Origin of the sequence: Legionella drancourtii LLAP12 (assembly GCF_000162755.2) — a bacterium.
GTDB lineage: Bacteria > Pseudomonadota > Gammaproteobacteria > Legionellales > Legionellaceae > Legionella > Legionella drancourtii.
On sequence record NZ_JH413793.1, the window covers coordinates 25,701 to 49,258 of the forward strand.

Here is a 23,558-nt window from a genome sequence, read left to right on the forward strand (position 1 = left end):
AAAAAGACTGTATTTGCAAAGGCTAAAAAATGACGAAGGCTTAAAACCTAGATGGGTACTGGTGACATCCTCTTTTCATTATAAGAGGACGTGTTTTTGTTTTTTTGACAAGTGTAGCTTATATGTAGATGTATTTTTGCTACGCTCACTTTTCCTGATTTTAAAAATAGGAAATGCCCGAACTTCTTGTATTCACTGGGTTCATATCAATCGGTAAGACCATATGGACGCATGTTTATTCCTTCATTATGTCCATGTAGCAGATGTAGCAAAGATTGAAATTGGATTTCGATTATTTGCAGTGGGGATTGAGTTCAATATTAATGTGTAGACTTGTCTGCGTGAAAGCCCGAGTTTACTGGCTGCATTAGCAGCAATTTCTAAAGTGACAATTTTTAATTGTGCGAGTGGTGCAATCACTTCCATGCGCAAGCGAGCACAATCCCACTCATTATTTGACGCTGAAAGTAATCCTTGTTCAATTAAAATATCATCGCATGAATCCATCATCCTGATCTCTTGGTGAAGCCCACTTCTGAGTATAAGGACAAATAGTGAAGATGGCTACTGAAAATATAGTAGTCAGAAGTCGTGTGCACGAATGAGGTTAAATATGGTCTATCAGTGAAGACGTCTTATGAAAATGACAATATAGAATTAACCTACATTTGCGAAAAAATTAATCATATCGACAAAATAAATAATATCAACTTAAATTTTAATATTATTAAAAAATAGTTTTGAATTATTTATTTTTTCTTTATAATAACAGCATGTGAAGTAATTAAATGTATATTCATATTAATTGGGAGATCCCACCTAATGGGGAAAATAATTACACAGTGTCCATCTTGTGATAGTTCAACGTTACATGTTGTCAAAATTGAATGTGCTAATTGCAATACTAAATTTGAAGGGCAGTTTGAGGTATCTGCTTTATTAAAGCTACCAGATGATGATTTGCAGTTTATTCTGGATTTTGTCAGATGTTCAGGAAGTCTTAAGGACATGGCAGTGATCCAAAAAGTATCCTATCCAACTTTACGAAACCGGCTTAATGCATTAATCACCACAATAGAAAAATTAGAAATAAAAAATGAAAACTCTAAGGAGAAAATTTTACAACTTCTTGAAGAAGGTAAGATTACAGCCAAAGATGCCGCTATTATGTTAAAAAAATTGTGAGATTTATCGTGAATAAAGAACAAGAACGTCTGTTGAATATGCGAAGAGAACATAAGATTTCAGAAAGTGATTATCTAATGCTTGCCAATGCCTTGAATAAAAAATCAACCTATTGGGGTATTGAAAATTCATTGTTAGTTAATCCATTTCAAAAAATAGCTGGATTTAAAGCTTTAATTCTAGGCCTGGTTCTAATGGTAGTGATGAGTGTTGTTGGTTCCTATGCCAATGTTTACTACGATGGGGCTCTTGCTTTTATCTTTCCTCTGGGCATAAAGACATCTGTTGCTCCTAGTTTTTTCTTGTTACTTTACCAGAATTTAGTGATTTGCTTGACCCTTTCTATTCTCTTTCTTGTCTCATCTTTTGTGTGTCGTCAAAAAAGAATCCGTTATATTGATTTTTTTGGAACAGTATTCTTATCCCGTTATCCGTTATTTATTTCTCTACTCTTCACTATGATACATAAATTTTTAGATCCAAAACCTTTTAATGAGGATATTTCTCAAGGATTTGAGCTGCATCTAAGCCTCATAGGTACAGTAAGTAATTTGATATTTTTAGCCTGTATCATTTGGCAAATAATGACTTATTTTTACGCACTCAAAGAAGCATCTGGTCTTGATGGCAAAAAATTATGGGGTAGCTTTATTGCTTGTATGCTTCTTGGAGACATTATCGCAATGACATTAAGCCGGTTTTTTCTTTACACCTAATCGAAGGTAAGAACTCACAATAAATAGTTAGTCTCAGCAATGGTTATAAAATAATTACAAGAGAGGTATAAATGATGTATCAATCAGTCTCCTTAACTCACTATTTCGTTCTTCATAAAAGCATTAAGAATACAATTAAATCTTTAGCGATTTTTATAGTGTCATCAACTCTTGCTGTTTCAACACTAAGTGCAGAAACACCTTTATTAACAAGACCCCTGCCTGCAAAATCTGGGACTACTGTGATATCCAAAGATTGGCTTCTTAATGAGTCCATGAAACATGAGAACAATTTTTTATCTATTAATTGGTTAAATAACAAGACTTTAATCTATTCTATATCATCAAGTATCAATGGCCAAGAAGATAGAATAGCAACTTACAATTTATTGGATAAAACAAAACACATCTTGGGCGAAGGCTCTATACCCAAGCCTTCTCCAGATGGACAATGGATAGCCTTTATTAAGGGTAAGGGCGAGGCGAAACAATTGTGGATTATGCGAGCCGATCATACAGAAGAGAAACAATTATCTTTTGTGGACGTTGGATTGGGTCATTATCAATTTACCTTTGATTTTGTGTGGGCACCTGATTCAAAAAAATTGATTTTGGAGCATCAACCCTATGTGCCTCATTGGGAGAAGAAACCAAAACCCAAAAGCATGATTGATAGCATTGATATTACTACAGGACAATCCAGACAGTTGGCATCTTTTGATGCATCTATTTTTTATTTATCCTGGCTGCCTGCTTCAAATGAAGTTCTTTTTGTGAAGCAACGTGTTGGTGCTGAATATAATGAAGAGATTGATAGAGACTGGGTTCAAGCATTGAATACTCAGGATGCCAGTGTGCGAACCCTTATTGAATTTGATGGTTTACAGCAATTTCTAAAGCCAATAGCTTCGCCTGATGGTCAAAAAATAGCACTGCTTTATGATGCTGAAAATCCTATATTTACCTTTATGCTGAGCCTTGGTCTCATTCCTGCGAATGCTAATACAGATAAATTGCCTGTAGAACCCATTCAATTAACTCATGAACTACAATTAGGTACATTTGAGTGGTCGCGCAATGGAAAAAATTTATATGCAAAAAGATATTATGGTGCTTATTCTCAGCTTTATAAAATTGACGCAAATTCAGGGGAAGCTTTACAGATAACGAATGCCCCAATGAATATTGAAACATCAATATTATCGCCTGATGGTAACCAAATTGCTTGGACTAGTCAGGATGCTCACGGTGTATATCGTCTGCAGGTCGCTTCAAGTACAGGAATCAATATAAAAAATATTGAAGTAATTAACACTGCTCCAGAGGAAATGACCTTAAGTGAAGTTCGTGAAATCGACTGGAAAACCACTGATTATCCGGTAAATATGCGGGGCCTTGTTGTGATGCCGCTTAATTACCAGAAAGGAAAGCAGTATCCTTTGATCGTTGATATTCATGGTGGTGATACGGGCGCTTCAATTTATTTACTTGGAGGAACTCTTCTTTCCAGTCCATTAGAGTGGCAATTATGGGCGGCAAAAGGATATGCAGTCTTCATACCTGAGTTTCGATCATCCGCATCATTTGGTTCCCTGGCAATTACTCGTGATTTCATCCAAGAACATGACAGATTAGGCGGCGATCTAAAAGATATAGAAGCTGGGGTAGATTCTTTGATCGCTCGAGGAATAGTTGATATTGAACGAATGGTTGTTATTGGTCATAGTGCAGGCGGCTTGAGGTCAAATTGGTTGACTGTGTCTACTCACCGCTATAAAGCTGTTGTCTCTAAAGAAGGGTGGGCAGATGAATGGACATGGGCTTTAAATGAGCCACCTAGTAAACGCCACTACGTAATGTATGGAGGTACACCTTGGGATGTTCCTGAAAATTATTTAAAAAATTCCGCACTTTATCATGCAGCTGGCGCGGATACACCTACATTATTCTTAATGGCCAATCCAGAGAAGGGTGGCGCTGATAAGTATCAGACGGTTTTTCAGTTGTACTATGCATTGAAAAACAATGGGGTTGACACACTATACAAATATTACTCTGACGAAGGGCATGTATTTGAAAAACTTGAAAATCGAAAGGACTCATTAGAGCAAATCGAGCAATGGATTGATAGTCATATAACTAAGAAGTGAGCGAGTTTGTATTATGAAATCTTCCAGAGCAGCGTTTTATGCAACTTTTAAATTTATAACAGAAATGACTAATAAAATTTTTAGTCTAGGGTGTGACCGGCTAAATTATTGTAGCAGCATTTGGCCGATACCATTCTACCTGATTGGCAAATTAGCAAAATATGTTATTGGTTTTCCTTTGGGAATTGTAGCTGGGCTATTTGCTGGGGGAATTGTAGGAATTGTCAATTTATTTAAAAACAAAAAAGTTAATGATATTGAAAAGGAAGTTTCACCAACGAGTCATACCGCTACTTTTAATCCTGTGTCTCATGAATTAAAAAAAGAGGGTATGCGAAATCTTTTTCTAAGTGATGTTGATATAACGAGTAATAGGCCCATTTTTAACACTGAGTTTAATGAATTCAAAAAAGAAGGTATACACAATCTGCTTCTAAGTAGTGGAAAGGATGGGGTTCCTGTTCAGGATACTAATATTAAGAAAAAAGCTAAAATATACCAAAGCGCACTTAATGAGAAAAAAGTTAAGCTTCGCAATAAGATCGATTTGTTAGGAGTTTTAATCGAAGATAAAATCACCTTGCTTAATCAGAGGTGTAAAATTCATGATGAAATACTCACACGTTGTGATCAATTACAATCTCAGCTGAATGATGAGGGATTGATTGCACATAGTGCGCAGAAATTTTCTCATAATCAACCCTATACGGAAAAGAAAATGAGCTGCCCTTGTGGCTTTGTAAAGTCTTATATTTGCCCACATTGTAAGATGCCTGCAATTAGCCATGAAACTATAAAAACGACACCTATTTATGTCCCAGACACAGCAAAAAGAAATTTAGCTAAGAGAAATTGTGTATCAATAGCGAAAGAACTTGCTTCTGAAAAAGAAAAAACATTACTCACTCAAGCTGAATATACAAAAAGAGAGGATCTTATAGAAATTAAGGAAAAATTATGCCAATTCATTTCTCTTGTTTCAAACGTACAAAATGAGAATAAATTATTGGAGCTATTAACGAACTATTCGATAATATTAAGTGAAGTTGAAAAGCATATGTCTGAAGAAAAGAGTTTTAGAAAAAATGACTATTTACCAAAAAGTGATTATGCTCAAAGTATCATTGCCGCAATGATGATACGTCAAACGAGTAGGGGCAATGTTTTATTTCAAAAAATCCCCGAAGAAGTGCAAGAGTTAATTGCTCTTGCAACGACTTCACCAGGGTTTTCTCAAGAAGAAGCAAGAAATATATTTCGTCTTAATTCAAAGTAATTGAAAGGTAAATCAGTTTGCCAGTTCAGATGCAGTTACCCTGCTATATAGAGAGGTTACGTACAATGAAATCCATGACTTTTTATGCAGTTTGGGTTAAATTACATATCCGGGGCAAAAGCGAATTACAACCCTTAAATAGCATAAAATTTAAACAAATCGACGTGAATCAAAAAAATTACCTCACAATAAATCGTGTTGATTTTTACTTATTAAACTTGGAAAAAGTCTTATTATATAAGGCATCAATCATTTATAGTCCACATAAAAACTAATCGCATAAATAATGTGTTTTAATATCCGGCCAGAAAAGTAAAGATACACTAATCGTATAAATATTATTATGCGCTTAGATTTAGAGTCATTACTTCAATAATTCAGATGAATTTGAATGCGCCAATGAATCATATTGATTAAATAAAACACATTCTGTGTATTAAATTTGATTATGCTGCCTTGAAATTAACTACATCATCGAATGATGTTAACGGTGGCATAAAAGCGCAGATAAATGGTGCAGGTTTCACCCCGCATTACAGCCCCATCCATGGGGTAGTGTGTACTTCGGAGCGGTTTTCGGTCAAAATTTTAGTGGGTTATTAGTGCGGAACGTTCTAAATATACACCTTATGGGGTGAAAATTGACTTTCCCTATAGTGCGCCAAAAGATTAGAATCTATATTTCTAAATATTCAAGCCAGAATACCAGGGTTTAGGGACATAAATGACAACTACATCATGCAAATGGGAACTAATCTTGACCGAAAACCGCTCCGACGTACACAGTAGGCCGTTTGAAGATAAAATCTATATTCACTCTCAGTTTGTTGTTTGGTGGTTCTTGTTTCAAATGTTTAAATACTGGAGAATATCCCTCATCTTACTGTCATTTTAAGGAGGAATCATGTCAGTGTCACATCAACGATATCTTGAAGCGGCCATAGAAGAGGCACGCCGAAGTCTTGCCGAGGGAGGAATACCCATTGGTGCAGTACTTGTTTATCAAGACAGAATTATTGGGCGCGGACATAATCAACGGGTTCAAAAAGGAAGCGCTATATTACATGGTGAAATGGACGCATTAGAGAATGCGGGTAGACAGCAGGCTAAAATTTATGAGCAATCCATTTTATATACTACGCTTTCTCCTTGCGCCATGTGCAGCGGCGCTATTCTTCTTTATAAAATTCCTTATGTTGTGATTGGAGAAAATCAAACCTTTATAGGTGAAGAGTCGTTATTAACATCACGAGGTGTCAAACTCGAGGTCTTACAGAATGACAAATGTATCACCATGATGCGACACTTCATTACTCAAAATAGTACGCTATGGAATGAGGACATAGGCGAATAATTTAGTTTCCCATAAAAATCAAAATTTGATATTTTTCTGACACTAAATTATGGCGCCTGCCTGACGCCAACCGAAGGTATACTCCATACTGACAATAAATTTAGGCATGGTTCAAATGGAGTGAACTCTTGTTTTATAAGACAAGATGATAATTATAACAAATTATTGATTTTTACGAGAAAAGCGTTCCCTAAAAAACGCATTTTTTGAACCATGACGAATTATTAATTAGAGCTATTATTTGATATATTAAGGTATTAGTATGGATTACCAATTAGAAAACCTTTGCAATAAAACCGGCGATGAATTAGCCAAAGCCTTTGCAGAAATCCCTGCGGGCGTGACCTCACTTAATTTGGCCTGGAATGACCTTCACAAAAAAACTGGCGATGAATTAGCCAAAGCTTTTGCAAAAATCCCTGCGAGCGTGACCTCGCTTAATTTAGCCTGGAATAACCTTCACAACAAAACCGGCGCTGAATTAGCTAGAGCCTTTGCAGGAATCCCTGCGAGCGTGACCTCGCTTGATTTGAGCTGGAATAACCTCCACAACAAAACCGGTGCTGAACTAGCCCAAGCCTTTGCAGGAATCCCGGCTGGCGTGACCTCACTTAATTTGAGCTGGAATAATCTTCTATACAAGACAGGTGCTGAATTAGCCACAGCCTTTGCAGGAATCCCGGCTGGCGTGACCTCGCTTAATTTGAGCCGCAATTACCTTCACAGCAAAACCGGCGCTGAATTAGCCACAGCTTTTGCAGGAATCCCGGCTGGCGTGACCTCGCTTGATTTGAGCCGCAATGACCTTGACAGCAAAACCGGTGCTGAATTAGCCACAGCCTTTGCAGGAATCCCGGCTGGCGTGACCTCGCTTGATTTGAGCCACAATGACCTTTGCAACAAAACTGGCGTTGAATTAGCCATAGCCTTTGCAGGAATCCCGGCTAGCGTGACCTCGCTTGATTTGAGAGGCAATAACCTGCGCGACAAAACCTGCGATGAATTAATTACAGCCTTTGCAAGAATCCCTGCTGGCGTGACCTCGCTTAATTTAAGCGGCAATAACCTTGAAAGGTTATCTGAAGAAGAAATAAATAAATTAAGGAAATCACTTCCCAATATAAAAACCATTCAACCTACGTCATTAGGAACTGGTTTTCCTAAGGTTAAAAATAATGCCGGGATCGTAGTAAATAGTACTTCTTCGCCAATGAATATTAACATGCAGATTTTAGGCGGTTTTATGGCAGTAGTTGGTTGCACTGCAGTTGCCACTGCTTTTATTTTTCTAAATGCAGCAACTTGTGGCGCAGCAGGATTAGTAGTGGCAGGTTTGGGAATGGCGTCTATTCTTGTAGGCGTAGGATTATTTGCTACTGGCACATGCCGCCCCCCAAAAACCACACCCATTAAATCTTTAGACAATTCAGACTCTTTTGTGCATCTGTAGCGAGTAAGGAGATGACAACCATCAGGGAACCACTGACATCGATTATAAAAATTACAAGACCTGCTCGGTTAAGAAGACACAAATTAATTGGAGTCCCAACAGTTGAAGACTTTGAACCCTAGGGTTTAGGTGGTGAGCAAACGTGACAGTTCAGGCTTCTCACAATTAATGTGATATAGCACAACGCTGGCAACAGAACGCTTCCCATTAAATGCTTATCGGTTCAAACATCTTTTGCTGTTGGGTTGTTATAAGTGTAGCACTTGAAACAAATAATAATTAATTTTAGTAACTATTTTTTATCATTAGCGCATGAAGTGATTTTGAGTATGATATTTCTTTAGACTATAAATTTTTTTGAACTTCTTTATAGCCTAAAAAAATATTGTAAATACAACCGAAAATTCAGGCCAGTTTAAGCCAGGAGGTATTTTAGTTCACCTAGGGTGCATTTTCTTTAGCGCTACCTGCGAGCTCATTCATTGCTTTAGATAAACCCGAACGCATTCCTCCTGAAAAAATACCAATCCCAGCAGCTAATATCCCTGCTCCAATAACGCCCTCCCCCGATAATGTAATCCCAACCATTGTTGTTAATGTAAAGCACAAAGCGGTGACAATTGTTCCGAGCGCAATCATCAAAGCACCTAAAACCTTCAAACCCATAGAAGGGTTTCCCTGGAGATTTTGCGCTTTTGCTCGGTATGCTTCCGGAGCCATTGAATGATTTAATAAGGCCTTGGTATCATTTAAAAGTTCAGTTGAATCAGGAATTGGAAGCTTCCCGTCATTTTTTAACCTTTCAATCTGATTAATTACTTTGTGAGCATGTTGCTTCGTTGAACTATTTAAAGACTCCTTTTCAAGCAATTTTTCTAATGCTGTTTTTGCTGCGAAATAATTCAGTACATAAAGATTAGTATGATCCTGAGTTTGTTTTAAAGGCATGTTCACTCCAGGCAAGATAAGATGTTGAAAAATATTACACCAAAATTATTAAGTTAGAATTAACAACGAAATTTTTTAACAAAATGGGCATTTAAAATTGATGATTTAGATTGTTACTCAAAGTGCTGTCTCCTTTATGGTGCTTATTAGTTTCCTCATCTGTTTGACGTTTCCGTTTCTTTAAAGAAGGCTCGTGGTCTTCGAAAAAACTGAGGCCTTTTTGCTGAGATAAAGACTTTTGAAGTACTCTCTTATCTCTTTCTTGTTCAATAAGCTGAGCTATTTCATCATGGCCTCTAATTAGAGCAATATCGTAGGCAGTGACTTTAATCTCATTTGAATCCAATTGCTTTTTGAGGAACGTATCTATTTGGGGAATGACTTCATCTCCCGTAAGCTTAAGTAAATCGTCAATTGAATCAATGCAAGAAATATCGAGATCAGTTTTTGGGGTTTTTATTAATTGTTTAACCATTTCAGTTTTACCCAATAGTGCCGCAACGAAAAGCGGTGTAGAATTATCATATACTAAATTAAGGTCGGCACCGCAGCGGATAAAATAAGTAAGAATTTTTGCATGCCCTTTTTGGATTGCGATAAAAATTGGAGGGGGAATATCTGCACAAGGTGTTAAATCAAGATCAGCACCACAGTCTGCCAAGGCTTTTATAGCTTCAAAATTGTCCAGGTAAGTTGCTACATAGACAGCAGTTTTATTATTATAAGATACATTAAGATTAGCCCTGTAATATGCCAGCTGTTTAATAACATGGCCGTAATCATTGGCCGCTGCAATAAAAAATGGCTGTCGCCCCATCATTATTCGCTTCATCAAAATCTATTCCAAACCGACCAAGTGCATCAATAACATTTGAATGGCCATTTTGGGCGGCAAAATAGTGCATTGTAATCCCATTGCTATTTTTTATACCAAGAGAACCGGTAGTATAAAGTTGAGTAATGAGTGTCGCGTCACCGTGTTTTGCTGCAACTTCAGCTAAATAAATTGCTTTTTCAGGCTCAGGAATGATTCTCGATTTACTATGTTCTGTTTTAAGTGAGCCCAATAGCTCTTTTAATAATTGAATTTTTTCATTTTTCATAAAATTTGTAAAAATGGACATATTAAAAACAAGATATTCATTTTCAGAAACCAGGGAAAAACTTTCTTTTATTGCATTAGTTAACTCAAGTGTCGAACCAGCAGGAAAAATTTGCGCGGGATATAGATTGATGTCCATAAATTTCCACCCGACACTTGGGGTGTAAATGATGGCATTGGTATGATCTACATGGGCTAAAACGATCCCTATAATATCCTCTGACGAAAAACAATTCTTTTTGGTTAACTGCTCTAGTTCATCTAAATACGTTTTAACTTCAATTGCGCTATAGATGTCAGAAGCAATTTCTTCTAATCCACCTTGGGAAAGGATTTTCTCTGAAGAGGCGAGAGATGAAATTTTTTTCACATCGACCTGATGAAGAACAACGCCAAAAAGCGAAGAATGGTGAGTCGGCATCTGATATAACTCAAGACTTTCGTAAAATGCAGGGATATCAAGCAGTTGCATATCATTTTCAGTAAGTTCTTTTATCGGTTTTTTTTGAGCCTCTTTAATTGCCTTGGTGAGGGTATCAAATTCATTGACTATCTTCAGAATGCGCGCATCAAAGATGTTTTCTTCATTAAGGAGGCAAGCTTCTAACCAACGAAGGGAAAACCCATGGCAACTACCAACTGGACTTACCTTATAGCCTAGTTGCTTTTGTATTTCTTCAATTGAATCATGAACATCCATAATAAGCTCTAAATTAGTAAGCAAGAGACAGAATGATAACTGTATATTATTAAGGCCATATTAAGTAGCAAGATGAATGCAAGCACGACGCGCATATTGAATTAAGCTCCCTGTAATATCTGTTCAAGGTATCCATAACGGATATTAATTAAATTTTTTTACTCAAATCGAGCCTTTGTGAGTTTAAACCCATATTGATCTACACTTGACCCCAATGATAAAATTTAAAGCAAATAATGCATTTTCCTGATTTAACATGCCTCATAAAGATTTTAATTCTAACTTTTTAAACGATAACACTTCATTACCCCTATTTTTTAAGATAGAGCAAATAACATATCGCCTAGTACAAAAATTTGCTTTTAGTTATGTCCAGACATTACCGTCCGAAAAAGCTAATGTAGAGGCATATATTGACTATGCAACAGACAAATACGGCATAGTGAATGAAAGATTATTTATCAATTCGCCAGATAAAAAACCAGATGATTTAAAAGATTTTTTAGACTACTTAGATGAAAACTTAACTCCCAAGCAGATTATTGACCTTTTAATTATAGAAATAAATAGCGATGTTCAATACATTGACATTCAGCTCCAATTTTTTTTCAAGAAGCCTGAAAAAAGAGTCTGTTCCTCTGAATTAATAGAACAAATCACCCCATTAATTGATCAATTTAATGAAAAATACACCCCACTTGTGGAGTTAAGCATACATTCATTGCTTCATGTCGTTGATAATGAGATAAGCCTTTTGCCTTATAATAAAATGGAACTCATAGTTAAAACAGTTAAAGGTTTTAGGAAGTTATTTTTATCAGAAACAGCTTTTCAATTTGAACGCGAGTTGGGGGAGAATAAAGGCTGCCTCTTTTATGACCATGGCGTAATATGGATTGAAAATCAATTAGCAGTATATCCTTGTACTCAAGCAGTGCTAAATACTCTAGATCATAACGGCACAAATGTTCTGTGGCTTTTGGCTGCAAATAAGCAATTTCTCCTAATAGAACAATTAATAAAAGAAGAGCTGATAACCCTGGAACAACTGTTGGCTACACCACACTCAGAAATTTACGCAGGAGTAAAAGTAAATGTCCTGTGGCTTTTGGCTTTTACTAAGCAATATCACCTGATTGAGCACTTAATGGCCAAAGAGTTGATAACCCCAGAACAATTGTTGCCTGCACCGCAAACAAAAGTTAACGCAGGAAAAAATGTTCTGTGGCTTTTGACTGTAGATAACCAATTTCCCTTAATAGAGTGTTTAATAGTTAAAAAGCTAATAACCCCAGAACAGTTGTTGGCTACGCCCCAAGCAGGAGTTCACGCAGGAAAAAATGTCCTGTGGATTTTCGCTGCAAAAAAGCAATTTCCCCTAATTGAGCGCTTAATGGACGAAAGAATGATACTCCAGGAACCGCTGTTGACTGCACCCCTATCAGGAATTAATACAGGAAAAAATGTCCTGTGGATTTTGATTTTTAATAATCAATTTTCCCTAATAAATCGCTTAATGAATGAAGGGCTGATCACCGAGAAACAACTCTTGGCAGCAGCTCAATCAGGAGTTTTAGCGGATATCAAACAACATTCATTTATTGAGCGATTAACGAACAGGGTTTTTATCAGGAACAATATAAAAAAATGCTCTATGGAAAAAAATTCTAATTTGACAGCATTAGCTGAAAATCCAACTCGCTCATTTAATGATTTAGTTTCTCATCTGCCCGAGTTACCTCCACCGGCTAATAGTGAACAACCTAGCGTTAATGATAGTTCTGATTCCAAACCAAATTTTAGTAAAAAAAAGGCTGATAATAAAATAGCCTATTTTAGCAAAAAATATTACTCATCCGAAGATGCCTTACAAGAGATTTATTGTCAAAATGAACATAATGATATTCACCCTATAGAATTTACTTGCCGACACCAGCTAATTCCTTTAACTCAAGCTTTAAACACAGGAACTAAGAGTGATTTATATGTTGAAACGATCGAGAGCAATGACTTCCTCAATTGCACCTTGCTTAGCTACTATGCTGCCGAGGAAAAATATTTATCAGATCAAACAGTGACTTTTATTTTTGCCGGAAGATTGGATAATGCTTATTTACCAAACCTAAATCATATGGGGCAAAATCAGCAATGTATTGTCGTGTTAACATCAGGGGAATATCGCCAGCTGTCAATAAAATCAGTCCCTAAGTCATTAGGATCTCTTGTTATTAATAAACTAGATTCTATGTCACACGGTGAATATTTAAACACTGGAACTATTCAAGCGAGACGATTGGCCGCTTTTTATGCATCACATCATTGGCAATTAAACAATTGTATTTATTTAGATGATAATATTGAGTGGATTGGTTTAAAACTCGAACTATTATCCCCTGTTTTAAACTGGTCTGATGTCACTAATTACCTTAGAGAAAATAGAGAAAGATCGCATTCGTTGATCGCCGGACTGCATACGTTATCAAATAAAGTTTTTTCACATAAAACTCCCCCCGATTATTGCTATAAGATTTATTCGATAAATTTTCAATGCATTTGTGCATTATTAGATCTAAAAGAAAAAGAGGACATTTTTATTCTAGGTTATCCAGCTACTTATGCAAACATTTGTACTGAAGATTTCTTTTTTCAAATGATGATTGATTTTGCTAATGACTCAAAAAATAACTCTCAGCAGCTCCTTCATCTAGCAGACCCAGAACAGGCAGGAATAAAACGCAGCGTAAAAAACAGGGGTTAGCAAAAAAATTATTACAACCTTATCAGGACGTTCTTAATATGAACATTGAGCTATTCATCTCAAATCTGTTCAATGAGCAACATAAAGAGTGGATAACGTTGAGTCTGTCACACCTTAAAAAACAAGCGAAATTCAATAAAAACAAATTCGAAGAGCACCAAAAGTATGAACGAACTCGCTCTGACCTGCCTAGCTGCACTCTAAAGACGGCGGCGATAACAAAAAGAAAGCTAGAGCATCTCATCATGGAAAGCATGGAGGACATGCACGCTGAGCCGACTAAAACGGCCTCTTCGAAAAAAAAGAAAACGCAGCATAATACTAAAAAAACAACGCAATGGACTCCCTGTTTTTCCGGTATGAGCTTAAGCAATTTGATGAGCATTGGCAAGCTGCCTTTAGCGACGTACTTATCCGACATTAGTCACTTATGTTATGCTTATCAACAAGAAGCATTAAAGGTAATTGCACAAACCAATAGAGTTCAGGGTGTATTGAAAATTGCAACCGGCGCAGGGAAAACCCGTTTACAAATACTCCTTGCCAATTATCTTGTAGCAAACAAAGTTAATGGTCCGATTTATATCGTAACAGCCACGCAACAATTAGTAGATCAATTTTATCTGGATTTTGAGGAGACGCTTGAGCTATTAGGTGTCCAGGCGCATTTAAATATGCTGGATATTATCAAAGTAAGAAGCGGCTCTGGTAATGTGCCATGGATGAATTATTGGGCCAATGACATTCTCAAAAAACAAACTAAGGTAGTTCTATTTTGTCAGGAAAGCTATGATAAATTACAACATAAATTAAGTGAAGTCCCCTTGGCTAACTATATACCGCCAGCGATTGTTTTTTTAGATGAATTCCATTTATATACAGCTACTGCGGATATTCTACTTGGCAGTAAAGCAACGATAGTGGGTTTTTCTGCAACACCGCCAAAAAATGTGTCTCCCATCTACAGTTTTTCCCGACTGGATTCTTTGCAGTGTGGTATTACGGTGCCGATGATTATTGATAAATTACCTTATCAGTTAAATAATACGAATGAAAAAAGAACACAAAAAATAGCAGAACTTATTAAAAATCATAGCCATCCGTCTAATGGAAGACCCTTAAAAGAATCTAAAGGGGTTATCTTTGTGAGCTCAATTGAGGAAGCAGACCAATTAGCAACGTCACTAAATCAACTGCTATCAAAGAATCTATTATTTTCTGTCCATAGTAAGCTAAATAATTACAATACATTAATTGCTACATTTCAAAAAAAAGAACTCGACAGCCCTGGTATTTTAATTGTGGTGGGCATGTTACAAACAGGTTATAACGACAAAAACTTATCATGGTGTATTATCGCTCGAAATAAGAATGAAAATAGTACAATGGTCCAGCAAATCATCGGGCGAGTATTACGGAAAAATCCAGCACATCCGAATAAGATTGCTTACATTATTGCAGATACCCATCTGAATATCCATGAATTTGGGCCATTAAGGGATGATGCAGCGCTTAAATTAGCAAGCAATGAGTATTTTAAAACGAATCATCAAATTATTTATTTAGATATTTTACGTGCAATCAAAGCTGGAGAACCTTTTAAATCCTATCAATTGTTGTTTGAGCTAAACCGTTTACAACGCCACTCATTAAAAAAACATCTGGAATTATTGTTGAATACGGATAAGCAAGACTGGTTAGAAGGGATGTGTCGATGGAATCAACAATTAACCAATGAAGAGGGGTACAAACAAGATCTTTTGTTTTGCTTTGCACATGAAGCATATGGTTTTTTATCTGATAAACAAAAAACGGAACATAAAGAACTATATACCGCTAAGCGCTTTAGCGTTCTCCTCGGTACGTTGAACCAATTTCTACCGAATAAATTAACATCATGGCTTGCTAAAACAGGGGAAAAGTCTTGTGCTTATTACGTCAAGACGATGAAAAACAAATACGGATGTAACGAGTATTGGAACGTATTTAACGAATACCAACAAATAGCAAATACATCAATTTATCCTCGTAGACTTGAGGATACAAGAACTCATCAGCCCAAAGATAAAGATACGAGTTCAACAATGCATCGTTTATTTTCCCCCAAACCAAAACATGAAGAGCTCGTGATCAACACATCCTATCAATATGAAGTAGAGGATATTCAAGCAATTCTTAGACTCCGCCTAGATAGTTGCCATGTTCCTGGATTAAAAATATTAGCCGCTGCTGATATGACCGGAAATTATGTTGGAAATAGGGTTGTCGATGTTTTGCAGCAATATATGACAGGACTTGAAGGACAGATGGCAAAAAATAGTGCTGTGGAGCAAAATATTATTATTCCTATAGCATATAATGCGCATTGGGTAGGGATCCGTTTGCAATTAAAAATAGGCCTGGCTCCTCAAATCACTTATTACAATAGTATTAAAGGGTATGAGTCCGATACCGAATTGATGTCTCAAATACTCAACGAGGTCAATCAGGTATTTGATGGGCATGCTGTTCCAGTTATGCACTACTTTGCTAAGTGCCTAGAACAAAATGATGGAACGAGCTGTGGTGCTTTTCTTATTGAGAATATTTATAGTGATTTGAAACAAGGAAATTGGAGACTAAGCACCGCTAACATACTTACAAAAGCAATTCGAGAGCGTCATTTAAAGCTTCTTCACGATTATGACCCTAATTTTTATAACGGCTTTTATGAGCGCCAAGCAACAAATCAGCCGGCTGCTTTTGATGAGGACTTCATTTTATAATCGAGCTTGCTCTGGGGTCTGTTAACAGACCCTAGCATTTACCTGCATTGCAATAGTATGCTCCTCTTCTTGTATGTATAATAGATCTGCTCCCTGATGAACTTTAACTAGAAAATATCTGATGAAACATTCTTTATATTCGTGTGCGATTTGTGAAAAATCCTTGCCTCAAAATAAAATGACCTCTGGTGAATTAATTCGTCCGGAAATTAGCAAAGAGATTATTCGCATCTGCCCTGATTGGAATGATCAACACTTCATATGTCATGAAGATTTAGCGGTAATGCGATCACGCTATATTCATCATTTGCTCATATCTGATAAAAATGAACTTACAAACTTAAAACAAAAAGTTCTAAATCAGCTAGATGACCAAAAGTTGTTGTCTGTAGAGATGGAACCCCATCTCGATCAACAATTATCACTAGGGGATCGTCTTGCCGATAGAATGGCTAGCTTTGGCGGCAGCTGGAAATTTTTAATTTCTTTTTCCATTTTTATGGCATTTTGGTTAAGGGCAAACTCATTGATTTATTGGTGGCAACCTACTGATCCCTATCCCTTTATTTTCCTAAATTTAATCCTATCCTGTCTTTCTGCAATTCAAGCACCAGTCATTATGATGAGTCAAAATCGAAAAGAGGCAAAAGATCGTGTCCGCTCTCTGCATGATTATCAAATTAATTTGAAAGCGGAACTTGAAATTCGTATCTTACACGAAAAAATCGATCATCTTTTATCACACCAATGGGAAAAAATGATGGCCATTGAAAAAATCCAACTTGAGTTATTATCTGAATTACGCTCAACCTAAGTTAACTCCACCCTCAAATTGTTTTGCTGGTAATGTCAAAAATTTTATTCGATGTCGAGGATCGCTTTGAGCGGGATAAAATCAGGCCGAAAGCTCATAAAACTTAATTACCCGCCATATAATCAATGGCTTCTATGATAGCTTTCTCAGAGCAATTCTTATGAGGCACATCTGCTTCCTTGCATAAGCCGCCATGAGGCATTAATCGTTTACCAATACTTGCTTTATATAATAAGTAGTCCATTGCTGTTTTAAATTGAGCGGGATTATTTTTTGATTCAATCGCCGCATCCTTAAATCGTACAGCCCATGCTTTTTTATTAAACGCAGCAGGAGCGTGCATGCCGAGAGCAAACCGCGGAGCATGGCAGGTTTGACATATCGTTTCATAGGTCGCTTTACCTAAATCACTGGCAAGAAGAGAACTATTAAGTGTAATGAGTAAAATAAATAACCTGATTTTCAAATTAAACTCCTGTAGAAGTAATATAAGATTATAGAAATCCAAATTTCGCAATTTTGCCAGTTAGTTACCAAAAAACCTTAGTGGATTTTATCGAACCTACACTATAATCAAGTTAAATATTAGTAATTGTTAACTATGCCTGTTTGCAATTAAGATTATCTTTATCCATAAGATATCATGAAAATTTCTCAGAGCATTGCAACAACACTAAAAAATATTAGTAATTTTAAAAACAAATCAGGCCAAATTTATTGGCTCACAACAACAAATCCGAAAACCTATGAATAATCTACCGAACAATATTGACCATTTAATTAATGAAGCAACAAAATACCAGCAAGAAACAAAGTGTATTCTAAGTCAACTGGTTCAAATTGCAACTGATGATGATGGCTCTTCTACTGAAGATAAAATGCTGACAATTCAACTGATATTGCAATACCGTTTAAGCTGCGAAAATGCCTTGAGCTTTGTGTTAAAGATGGATCATAATTTACTTTATTGGCTTGGAATTCAACCCCAGCATTCTGCTAAAATGAACATGGATCGATTGGCCTATGCTGTGGGAAATGAAGATTTAAAACAAATCTTAAATGTTTTAGCAATCTTAACAGGTTCCCTCTCCAAAATTATTACCCGTTACCAAAATAGTCATGCCTCATTTGCCCTAAAACACAAAGAACCACCAAAGCAACATATAATGCTCAAAGCAGCATCAAAACTAACTGCCAAACAAAATCAATTTTTAGACGTACTACATAAGCTTCATTTAGAAATTGAGCAACTTCTACAACTACAGGCTGCAGGGCCTGTTTTTGATCATATTGCCGCACTCAGAGGGCCCATTTCACATTTTCACCAAGCCATCATCCATGGTCTTGGGCAAGCAGAAGAGCTCTATCATCACGTGAATAAAACCCATTCAATAGATTATCAACTCCATTCTTTGCTAAAAAAAACAGAAGAAGTACTTCATTCAATACCAAGTAGCTATACCCCACATCCTAATAACCCGGTAACACAGCTTGATCATTCAACAACTTCCGAGCAATTAGAGCAACGCGCTGCAGCAAAACGATTAAGGCCTTTTTTTGGATAAAAAAATTATTGATACAGGAACTACAGCTCCCTACGGTGAATATTAAGCGGTGATTCTTTAGAGTCAAATTTTCAAAATCAGAATTAGAATTCATTATTCACTGCATAAAACCTTTGTAATCTTTCGATAAAAAACAATACCGAGCCTGGTTGAAATCAACCCAGATCATTCGTATTATATACATTATGGGCGCATTAAAAACACCTCAAGGTATGTTTTATTTTTAAATATTGAGAATAGGACATTAAAATCCTTTCTCTGAGATCAGCCAGAACTTATGTCCTTATACTTAATTAAGTCACATAAGATTTTGAATACTAGAATTGTTCATTGAACAGAGGAATAACAATACTATCACCATCAGAACATTATCCACTTTCATTAAAAATCGGCGATTTTAAACAGGGTTTATCTTTTTTAATGCAAATACCGACGGAACAACTTTACCGTCTTTATGTTGATGGCTATAAATTAGCCGCTGAAAAGGGGCCGATGCAGTATGATACTCGCTATGAGAACGAGGGGGGATCAAATACACACAATAAAAATGAAGTACTTAAAGCACTGCAAGGCTTGCAGACCATAGTACAGCATGGGGTTGACGAATTAAGTACTGGTTCCTCTGAGTTACATATACCCAATTTTATTATCCAAAAAACACGTGGCCGCATCATGCGAAAAAATGATTGGGCCCAGGATATGTTTATTGAGGCTATGGATGGTTCAGGCGGTTTTGGAGTAAGTCCGAATACTGTATCTGAACAGGGATTAAGACAATTGTTGCACAGAATGGCCGATCCCAATGAAAAAGGGTATAAACATGCCGCACTTCGAATCGGTGACTACCTGATAAACTCCTCTAATGCATGGAAGATTCCTGAAAGTGAAATACCTGATATATTGGTTAGCCTAGAAGATAATAATGGTGGATTTTTATATACGTCCGATGAGCAGGAGCATGAACTGGAGGAAGATTATTTTTCTAGCATGATGGAAACCTACACCGCAAAATTTAGCGATGAGTTTGCTGCCACGAAAAAAAATGGTGACGTTGATGAGGTGATTCGTATCATTGTCGATTATGTTCAGCGCTGTGAACAATTACATCCTTTTGGTGATGGAAATAGCCGTACTTTTGTTAATTCTTTAATGTGTTATTGTTTAATGCAATACGATTCATGGATTCAATCATGCGCAGATGATGGAACAACACCAAGAAAAGGCAGATCCTCATTTGCATCAAATAATCATGCAATCGTATGATGTTAAAGAGCATTTGCATAAGATTACGAGCACTCTGTTAGAAACAAAAGAACCGTTATTGAGCGAAGAGCAACTTAAAGAGCGGCGCCAGTACCACTTAGAGTCTTTACGCCATGAAATAAAACAGCTGTCTGAGTTATTATCCATGGCTACTGGATTAGAGCAGTCCCAAGACCAGAGAGAGAACATCAAAGAAATTTTACATAATCTAAGCAAAACAGACAATGTGGAACTACTTGCTGAAGAAAAAATGAGGCTTTATGATGAACTTTCTAAGATAGTTGAACACAATCTTAAATTTTATGAAGAAAAAAGAAGGCAGCCAAAAAATGCAACAAGAAATAACTCCATGATTGATAGCAACTACTTTGCATTCCATTCGCTTAAATTAGCATTAGAGGAGCGAATTTCCTTAGGAAAACACTATTATGCAGACAAAGATTTTTTTACTTTTCAACAAAATCATCTTAATGAGATCATTACATCTGAAGTTCATGAGCGGCTAAAAAGTACCACCCAAACTTATCTTGGGCAAATGAACAAAAAGAACTCAAATTACGTATTGGTAACAGAACTACACAAAATATTGACAGAAACCCACCCTAATGAACTGTCTATCACTCGATTTTATAATAAGTTAGCCGAGTCATCACCGCTGAATCCGCAAAAGACGAATATAGAGCTTATTAAAAATGATAGAAGTAAATCTACTAAAGATTTTATATTAGAAATAGTGACCATTGCTGCAATTGTAGTTACCGGTATTATCCCTGGGGTAATGATCATGGCAGCAACAAAAAAATGGCCTTCTGAGTTATTTGAAAGTTACAGTAATCAGTTTAAAAAACAAATCGATAAGAACGTTGATGTACTTGATAAAAATGTAACGGATAAATACAAACGCCGTTTAACAGATTCTAAAATAAAAGATGAAATAGTTCCAGAGCAAAAAATAACACCTGGCGGTAGGTGAAATCTCCCCCCGCCTAATTTAATAGATGGTTTTAAGGGCGTTTAGAGCCGTCTATTAAATGAATATGCTCTGACTTTGTAGATTGTAGGAGCCATATTATGCACTCCTTTGACACTGAATTTATTGATTGAGAATAAAACAACAGAATGAGCGTTTTCAAATAGTATAGCTCTCATCTTCAAGCGTGTGATATTCCCACTTCCAATCTCTAATTTCGGGTAAATCGTTCCCATGCTGCCTAATGTAGTGTTGATGTTCTAACAATTTTATGTTGATATTCTCGATAAGTTTTTGTTCTTTACTACCTAAATGCGGTAAATGATTAAGAACATCAAGAACTAAGTGAAAGCGATCCAGCTCATTTAATACAGTCATATCAAAAGGAGTCGTGATTGTCCCTTCTTCTCTGTATCCTCTAACATGCATATTTCTATGATTTGACCGACTGCTTGTCAACCGGTGAATAAGCCATGGATATCCATGGTATGCAAAAATCACGGGTTTATCAGGAAGAAACAAGAGGTCAAAATCCTCATCACTTAATCCATGGGGATGTTCATAATCAGGTTGCAGTTTCATTAAATCAACAACGTTGATAACGCGAATGTTTATGTGCGGTAATTGAGCACGTAAAATAGAAACTGCCGCCAAGGTTTCAAGAGTAGGCACATCTCCTGCACAAGCCATAATGACATCAGGAACCTCTCCTTTACTATGACTCGCCCATTCCCAAATCCCTATTCCATTGGCACAATGCTGTTTTGCTTCTTCGATTGAAAGCCATTGCGGTGCTGGATGTTTGCCGGCAATAACCACATTGACATAATGTTGACTCTGTAAGCAATGATGCATGATGGATAACAAACAATTTGCATCAGGAGGAAGATAAACACGAATTATTTCTGCCTTCTTGTTTACAACATGATCGATAAATCCAGGGTCTTGGTGTGAAAAGCCATTGTGGTCTTGACGCCAAACATGAGATGTGAGCAGGTAATTTAGCGAAGCAATTTTTTTACGCCAGGGAATGGTTGATGTGACTTTGAGCCATTTAGCATGCTGATTGAACATCGAACTAATGATATGAATGAATGCTTCATAACAATTAAAAAGACCATGACGTCCCGTCAATAAGTATCCTTCTAACCAACCTTCACATTGATGTTCACTCAGTACCTCAAAGACCCTTCCTTGAGAAGATAAAAAACTGTCCGAGGGCAAAATTTGCGTATCCCATTGACGATTTGTGGCTTCAAATACCGCTTCTAATCCATTGGAAATGGTTTCATCTGGTCCAAATACACGAAAGTTACTTGCGTTTAATTGGATTACATCTCGTATATAAGGACCTAATACGCGGGTATCTCCTTGGCCCGGCATACCACGCACCAATAACTTAATAGAGTAATTATCGGGATCAGGTAATTTAAGTGCTTGTAGTAATCCCCCGCCATTAGCATGAGGATTCGCACTCATACGCTTTTCATTCTCAGGTGCCATATCCTTTAAATCATTGAGTAACCGACCCTGTTCATCGAACAATGTTTCGGGTTTGTAATTTCGAAGCCAATGCTCCAAAATTTTTAGATGCTCAATATTGCTAGAACAATCAGAAATGGGTACTTGATGAGAACGAAACGTCCCCTCAATCTGTATTCCATCAACCACCTTAGGAGCAGTCCATCCCTTAGGCGTTTTTAAAATAATCATAGGCCAATGTGGGCGTTGGTTATTCTTTTGGGAACGTGCATCGTGCTGAATGAGTTTAATCTGCTCGATGATGCTTTGTAGCGCAGCAGCCATCGTCTCATGCATCAGCAGAGGCTCATCGCCTTCTACCCAATAAGGTGTCCAACCATAACCATAAAGCAAGCTCCCCAGCTCCTCTTTCGTAATGCGAGCTAAAACCGTGGGATTAGCTATTTTATAGCCGTTTAAATGGAGAATAGGCAATACTGCACCATCGGTTACTGGACATAAAAATTTATTTGCATGCCATGCAGTTGCAAGTGGACCGGTCTCCGCCTCTCCATCCCCAATAACACAAGCAACGATTAAATCTGGGTTATCGAATACCGCGCCAAAAGCATGGCTTAAAGAGTACCCTAATTCACCGCCTTCATGAATAGAACCAGGGCACTCTGGGGATGCATGACTTGGAATTCCACCAGGAAAAGAAAATTGGGAAAATAATTTACGCAAACCGTCTTCATCCTGACTAACTTCAGGGTATACCTCACTATAAGTTCCCTCAAGATAAGCATTCGCAACGACTGCTGGGCCACCGTGCCCCGGACCAGAAATGTACATCATATTCAAATCATATTTCTTGATAATGTGGTTTAGGTGGGTGTAGATAAAATTCTGGCCAGGAGTTGTTCCCCAATGCCCTAACAGCCTCGGTTTAATATCTGAAAAAACCAACGGTCGTTTGAGCAACGGATTATCGCGTAAGTAAATTTGCCCCACTGATAAATAATTAGCAGCACGCCAATACCTGTCTATTTTATTAAGCATTTCTTGAGTAAGTGTTTTCATT

18 protein-coding genes are annotated in these 23,558 nt (G+C 36.9%); 12 read left to right on the forward strand and 6 right to left on the reverse strand.

Translation table 11 applies throughout. The annotated features are described in order from the left end of the window. Positions 1-246: 246 nt before the first annotated feature. Complete coding sequence (locus tag LDG_RS00110) at positions 247-510, reverse strand: hypothetical protein (RefSeq protein ID WP_006869018.1); 264 nt, start codon at positions 508-510, stop codon at positions 247-249. A 312-nt stretch (positions 511-822) separates the two neighbouring features. Here LDG_RS00110 and LDG_RS00115 point away from each other — a divergent pair, with 312 nt between their 5' ends. The 6 genes from LDG_RS00115 to LDG_RS18245 all read left to right on the forward strand — a co-directional run bounded on the left by LDG_RS00115 (position 823) and on the right by LDG_RS18245 (position 8,131). Continuing rightward, positions 823-1,185 (forward strand): DUF2089 domain-containing protein, encoded by a 363-nt coding sequence (locus LDG_RS00115; RefSeq protein WP_040534039.1) that lies wholly within the window; start codon positions 823-825, stop codon positions 1,183-1,185. Positions 1,186-1,193: 8 nt separating this feature from the next. Next, on the forward strand, positions 1,194-1,901 hold the full coding sequence (locus LDG_RS00120; protein WP_006869021.1) for a hypothetical protein: 708 nt from the start codon (positions 1,194-1,196) through the stop codon (positions 1,899-1,901). A 71-nt stretch (positions 1,902-1,972) separates the two neighbouring features. Beyond that, on the forward strand, positions 1,973-4,051 hold the full coding sequence (locus LDG_RS00125; RefSeq protein WP_040534040.1) for a S9 family peptidase: 2,079 nt from the start codon (positions 1,973-1,975) through the stop codon (positions 4,049-4,051). Between the two features lie 13 nt (positions 4,052-4,064). Further along, positions 4,065-5,327: a hypothetical protein gene (locus LDG_RS00130; RefSeq protein WP_006869023.1), complete on the forward strand. Its 1,263-nt coding sequence runs from the start codon at positions 4,065-4,067 to the stop codon at positions 5,325-5,327. A 904-nt stretch (positions 5,328-6,231) separates the two neighbouring features. After that, positions 6,232-6,681, forward strand: a complete 450-nt coding sequence (locus LDG_RS00140; RefSeq protein ID WP_006869025.1) for a nucleoside deaminase — start codon at positions 6,232-6,234, stop codon at positions 6,679-6,681. A 262-nt stretch (positions 6,682-6,943) separates the two neighbouring features. Next, a complete protein-coding gene (locus tag LDG_RS18245; RefSeq protein WP_006869026.1) occupies positions 6,944-8,131 on the forward strand; it encodes a leucine-rich repeat domain-containing protein in 1,188 nt (395 codons plus the stop codon). A 441-nt stretch (positions 8,132-8,572) separates the two neighbouring features. Here the strand turns inward: LDG_RS18245 and LDG_RS00150 are convergent, their stop codons facing one another. From LDG_RS00150 to LDG_RS00160, 3 genes are all read right to left on the reverse strand, one after another. Then, positions 8,573-9,079 carry a hypothetical protein gene (locus LDG_RS00150; RefSeq protein WP_006869027.1) on the reverse strand — a complete coding sequence of 169 codons (507 nt, stop codon included), beginning with the start codon at positions 9,077-9,079 and terminating at the stop codon, positions 8,573-8,575. A 91-nt stretch (positions 9,080-9,170) separates the two neighbouring features. Continuing rightward, a complete protein-coding gene (locus tag LDG_RS00155) occupies positions 9,171-9,899 on the reverse strand; it encodes an ankyrin repeat domain-containing protein (RefSeq protein ID WP_040534042.1) in 729 nt (242 codons plus the stop codon). Further along, positions 9,859-10,881 (reverse strand): ankyrin repeat domain-containing protein, encoded by a 1,023-nt coding sequence (locus tag LDG_RS00160; protein ID WP_006869029.1) that lies wholly within the window; start codon positions 10,879-10,881, stop codon positions 9,859-9,861. The genes LDG_RS00155 and LDG_RS00160 overlap by 41 nt, the downstream gene beginning before the upstream one ends. Before the next feature lie 256 nt (positions 10,882-11,137). Between LDG_RS00160 and LDG_RS00165 the strand changes: the two genes are divergently transcribed. The 3 genes from LDG_RS00165 (at position 11,138) to LDG_RS00175 (ending at position 17,218) form a co-directional block, all read left to right on the forward strand. Further along, positions 11,138-13,639 (forward strand): hypothetical protein, encoded by a 2,502-nt coding sequence (locus LDG_RS00165; RefSeq protein WP_006869030.1) that lies wholly within the window; start codon positions 11,138-11,140, stop codon positions 13,637-13,639. A 38-nt stretch (positions 13,640-13,677) separates the two neighbouring features. Further along, positions 13,678-16,404 (forward strand): DEAD/DEAH box helicase, encoded by a 2,727-nt coding sequence (locus LDG_RS00170; protein WP_006869031.1) that lies wholly within the window; start codon positions 13,678-13,680, stop codon positions 16,402-16,404. A gap of 121 nt (positions 16,405-16,525) precedes the next feature. Then, positions 16,526-17,218, forward strand: coding sequence for a DUF1003 domain-containing protein (locus tag LDG_RS00175; protein WP_006869032.1), 693 nt, complete (start codon positions 16,526-16,528; stop codon positions 17,216-17,218). 103 nt (positions 17,219-17,321) lie between these two features. Here the strand turns inward: LDG_RS00175 and LDG_RS00180 are convergent, their stop codons facing one another. Continuing rightward, positions 17,322-17,684, reverse strand: a complete 363-nt coding sequence (locus LDG_RS00180) for a hypothetical protein (protein ID WP_006869033.1) — start codon at positions 17,682-17,684, stop codon at positions 17,322-17,324. A gap of 280 nt (positions 17,685-17,964) precedes the next feature. On the opposite strand from LDG_RS00180, the gene LDG_RS00185 reads away from it, so the two are divergent. The 3 genes from LDG_RS00185 to LDG_RS00195 all read left to right on the forward strand — a co-directional run bounded on the left by LDG_RS00185 (position 17,965) and on the right by LDG_RS00195 (position 21,019). After that, the gene (locus LDG_RS00185; protein ID WP_006869034.1) at positions 17,965-18,783 is read left to right on the forward strand and encodes a hypothetical protein; all 819 of its coding nucleotides are present in this window, start codon (positions 17,965-17,967) and stop codon (positions 18,781-18,783) included. A 330-nt stretch (positions 18,784-19,113) separates the two neighbouring features. Beyond that, on the forward strand, positions 19,114-20,046 hold the full coding sequence (locus LDG_RS00190) for a Fic family protein (RefSeq protein WP_040534043.1): 933 nt from the start codon (positions 19,114-19,116) through the stop codon (positions 20,044-20,046). Then, the gene (locus tag LDG_RS00195) at positions 19,982-21,019 is read left to right on the forward strand and encodes a hypothetical protein (protein ID WP_040534044.1); all 1,038 of its coding nucleotides are present in this window, start codon (positions 19,982-19,984) and stop codon (positions 21,017-21,019) included. The genes LDG_RS00190 and LDG_RS00195 overlap by 65 nt, the downstream gene beginning before the upstream one ends. A 156-nt stretch (positions 21,020-21,175) precedes the next feature. Here the strand turns inward: LDG_RS00195 and LDG_RS00200 are convergent, their stop codons facing one another. Further along, positions 21,176-23,557 carry a phosphoketolase family protein gene (locus tag LDG_RS00200; protein ID WP_006869037.1) on the reverse strand — a complete coding sequence of 794 codons (2,382 nt, stop codon included), beginning with the start codon at positions 23,555-23,557 and terminating at the stop codon, positions 21,176-21,178. Position 23,558: the final 1 nt, after the last annotated feature.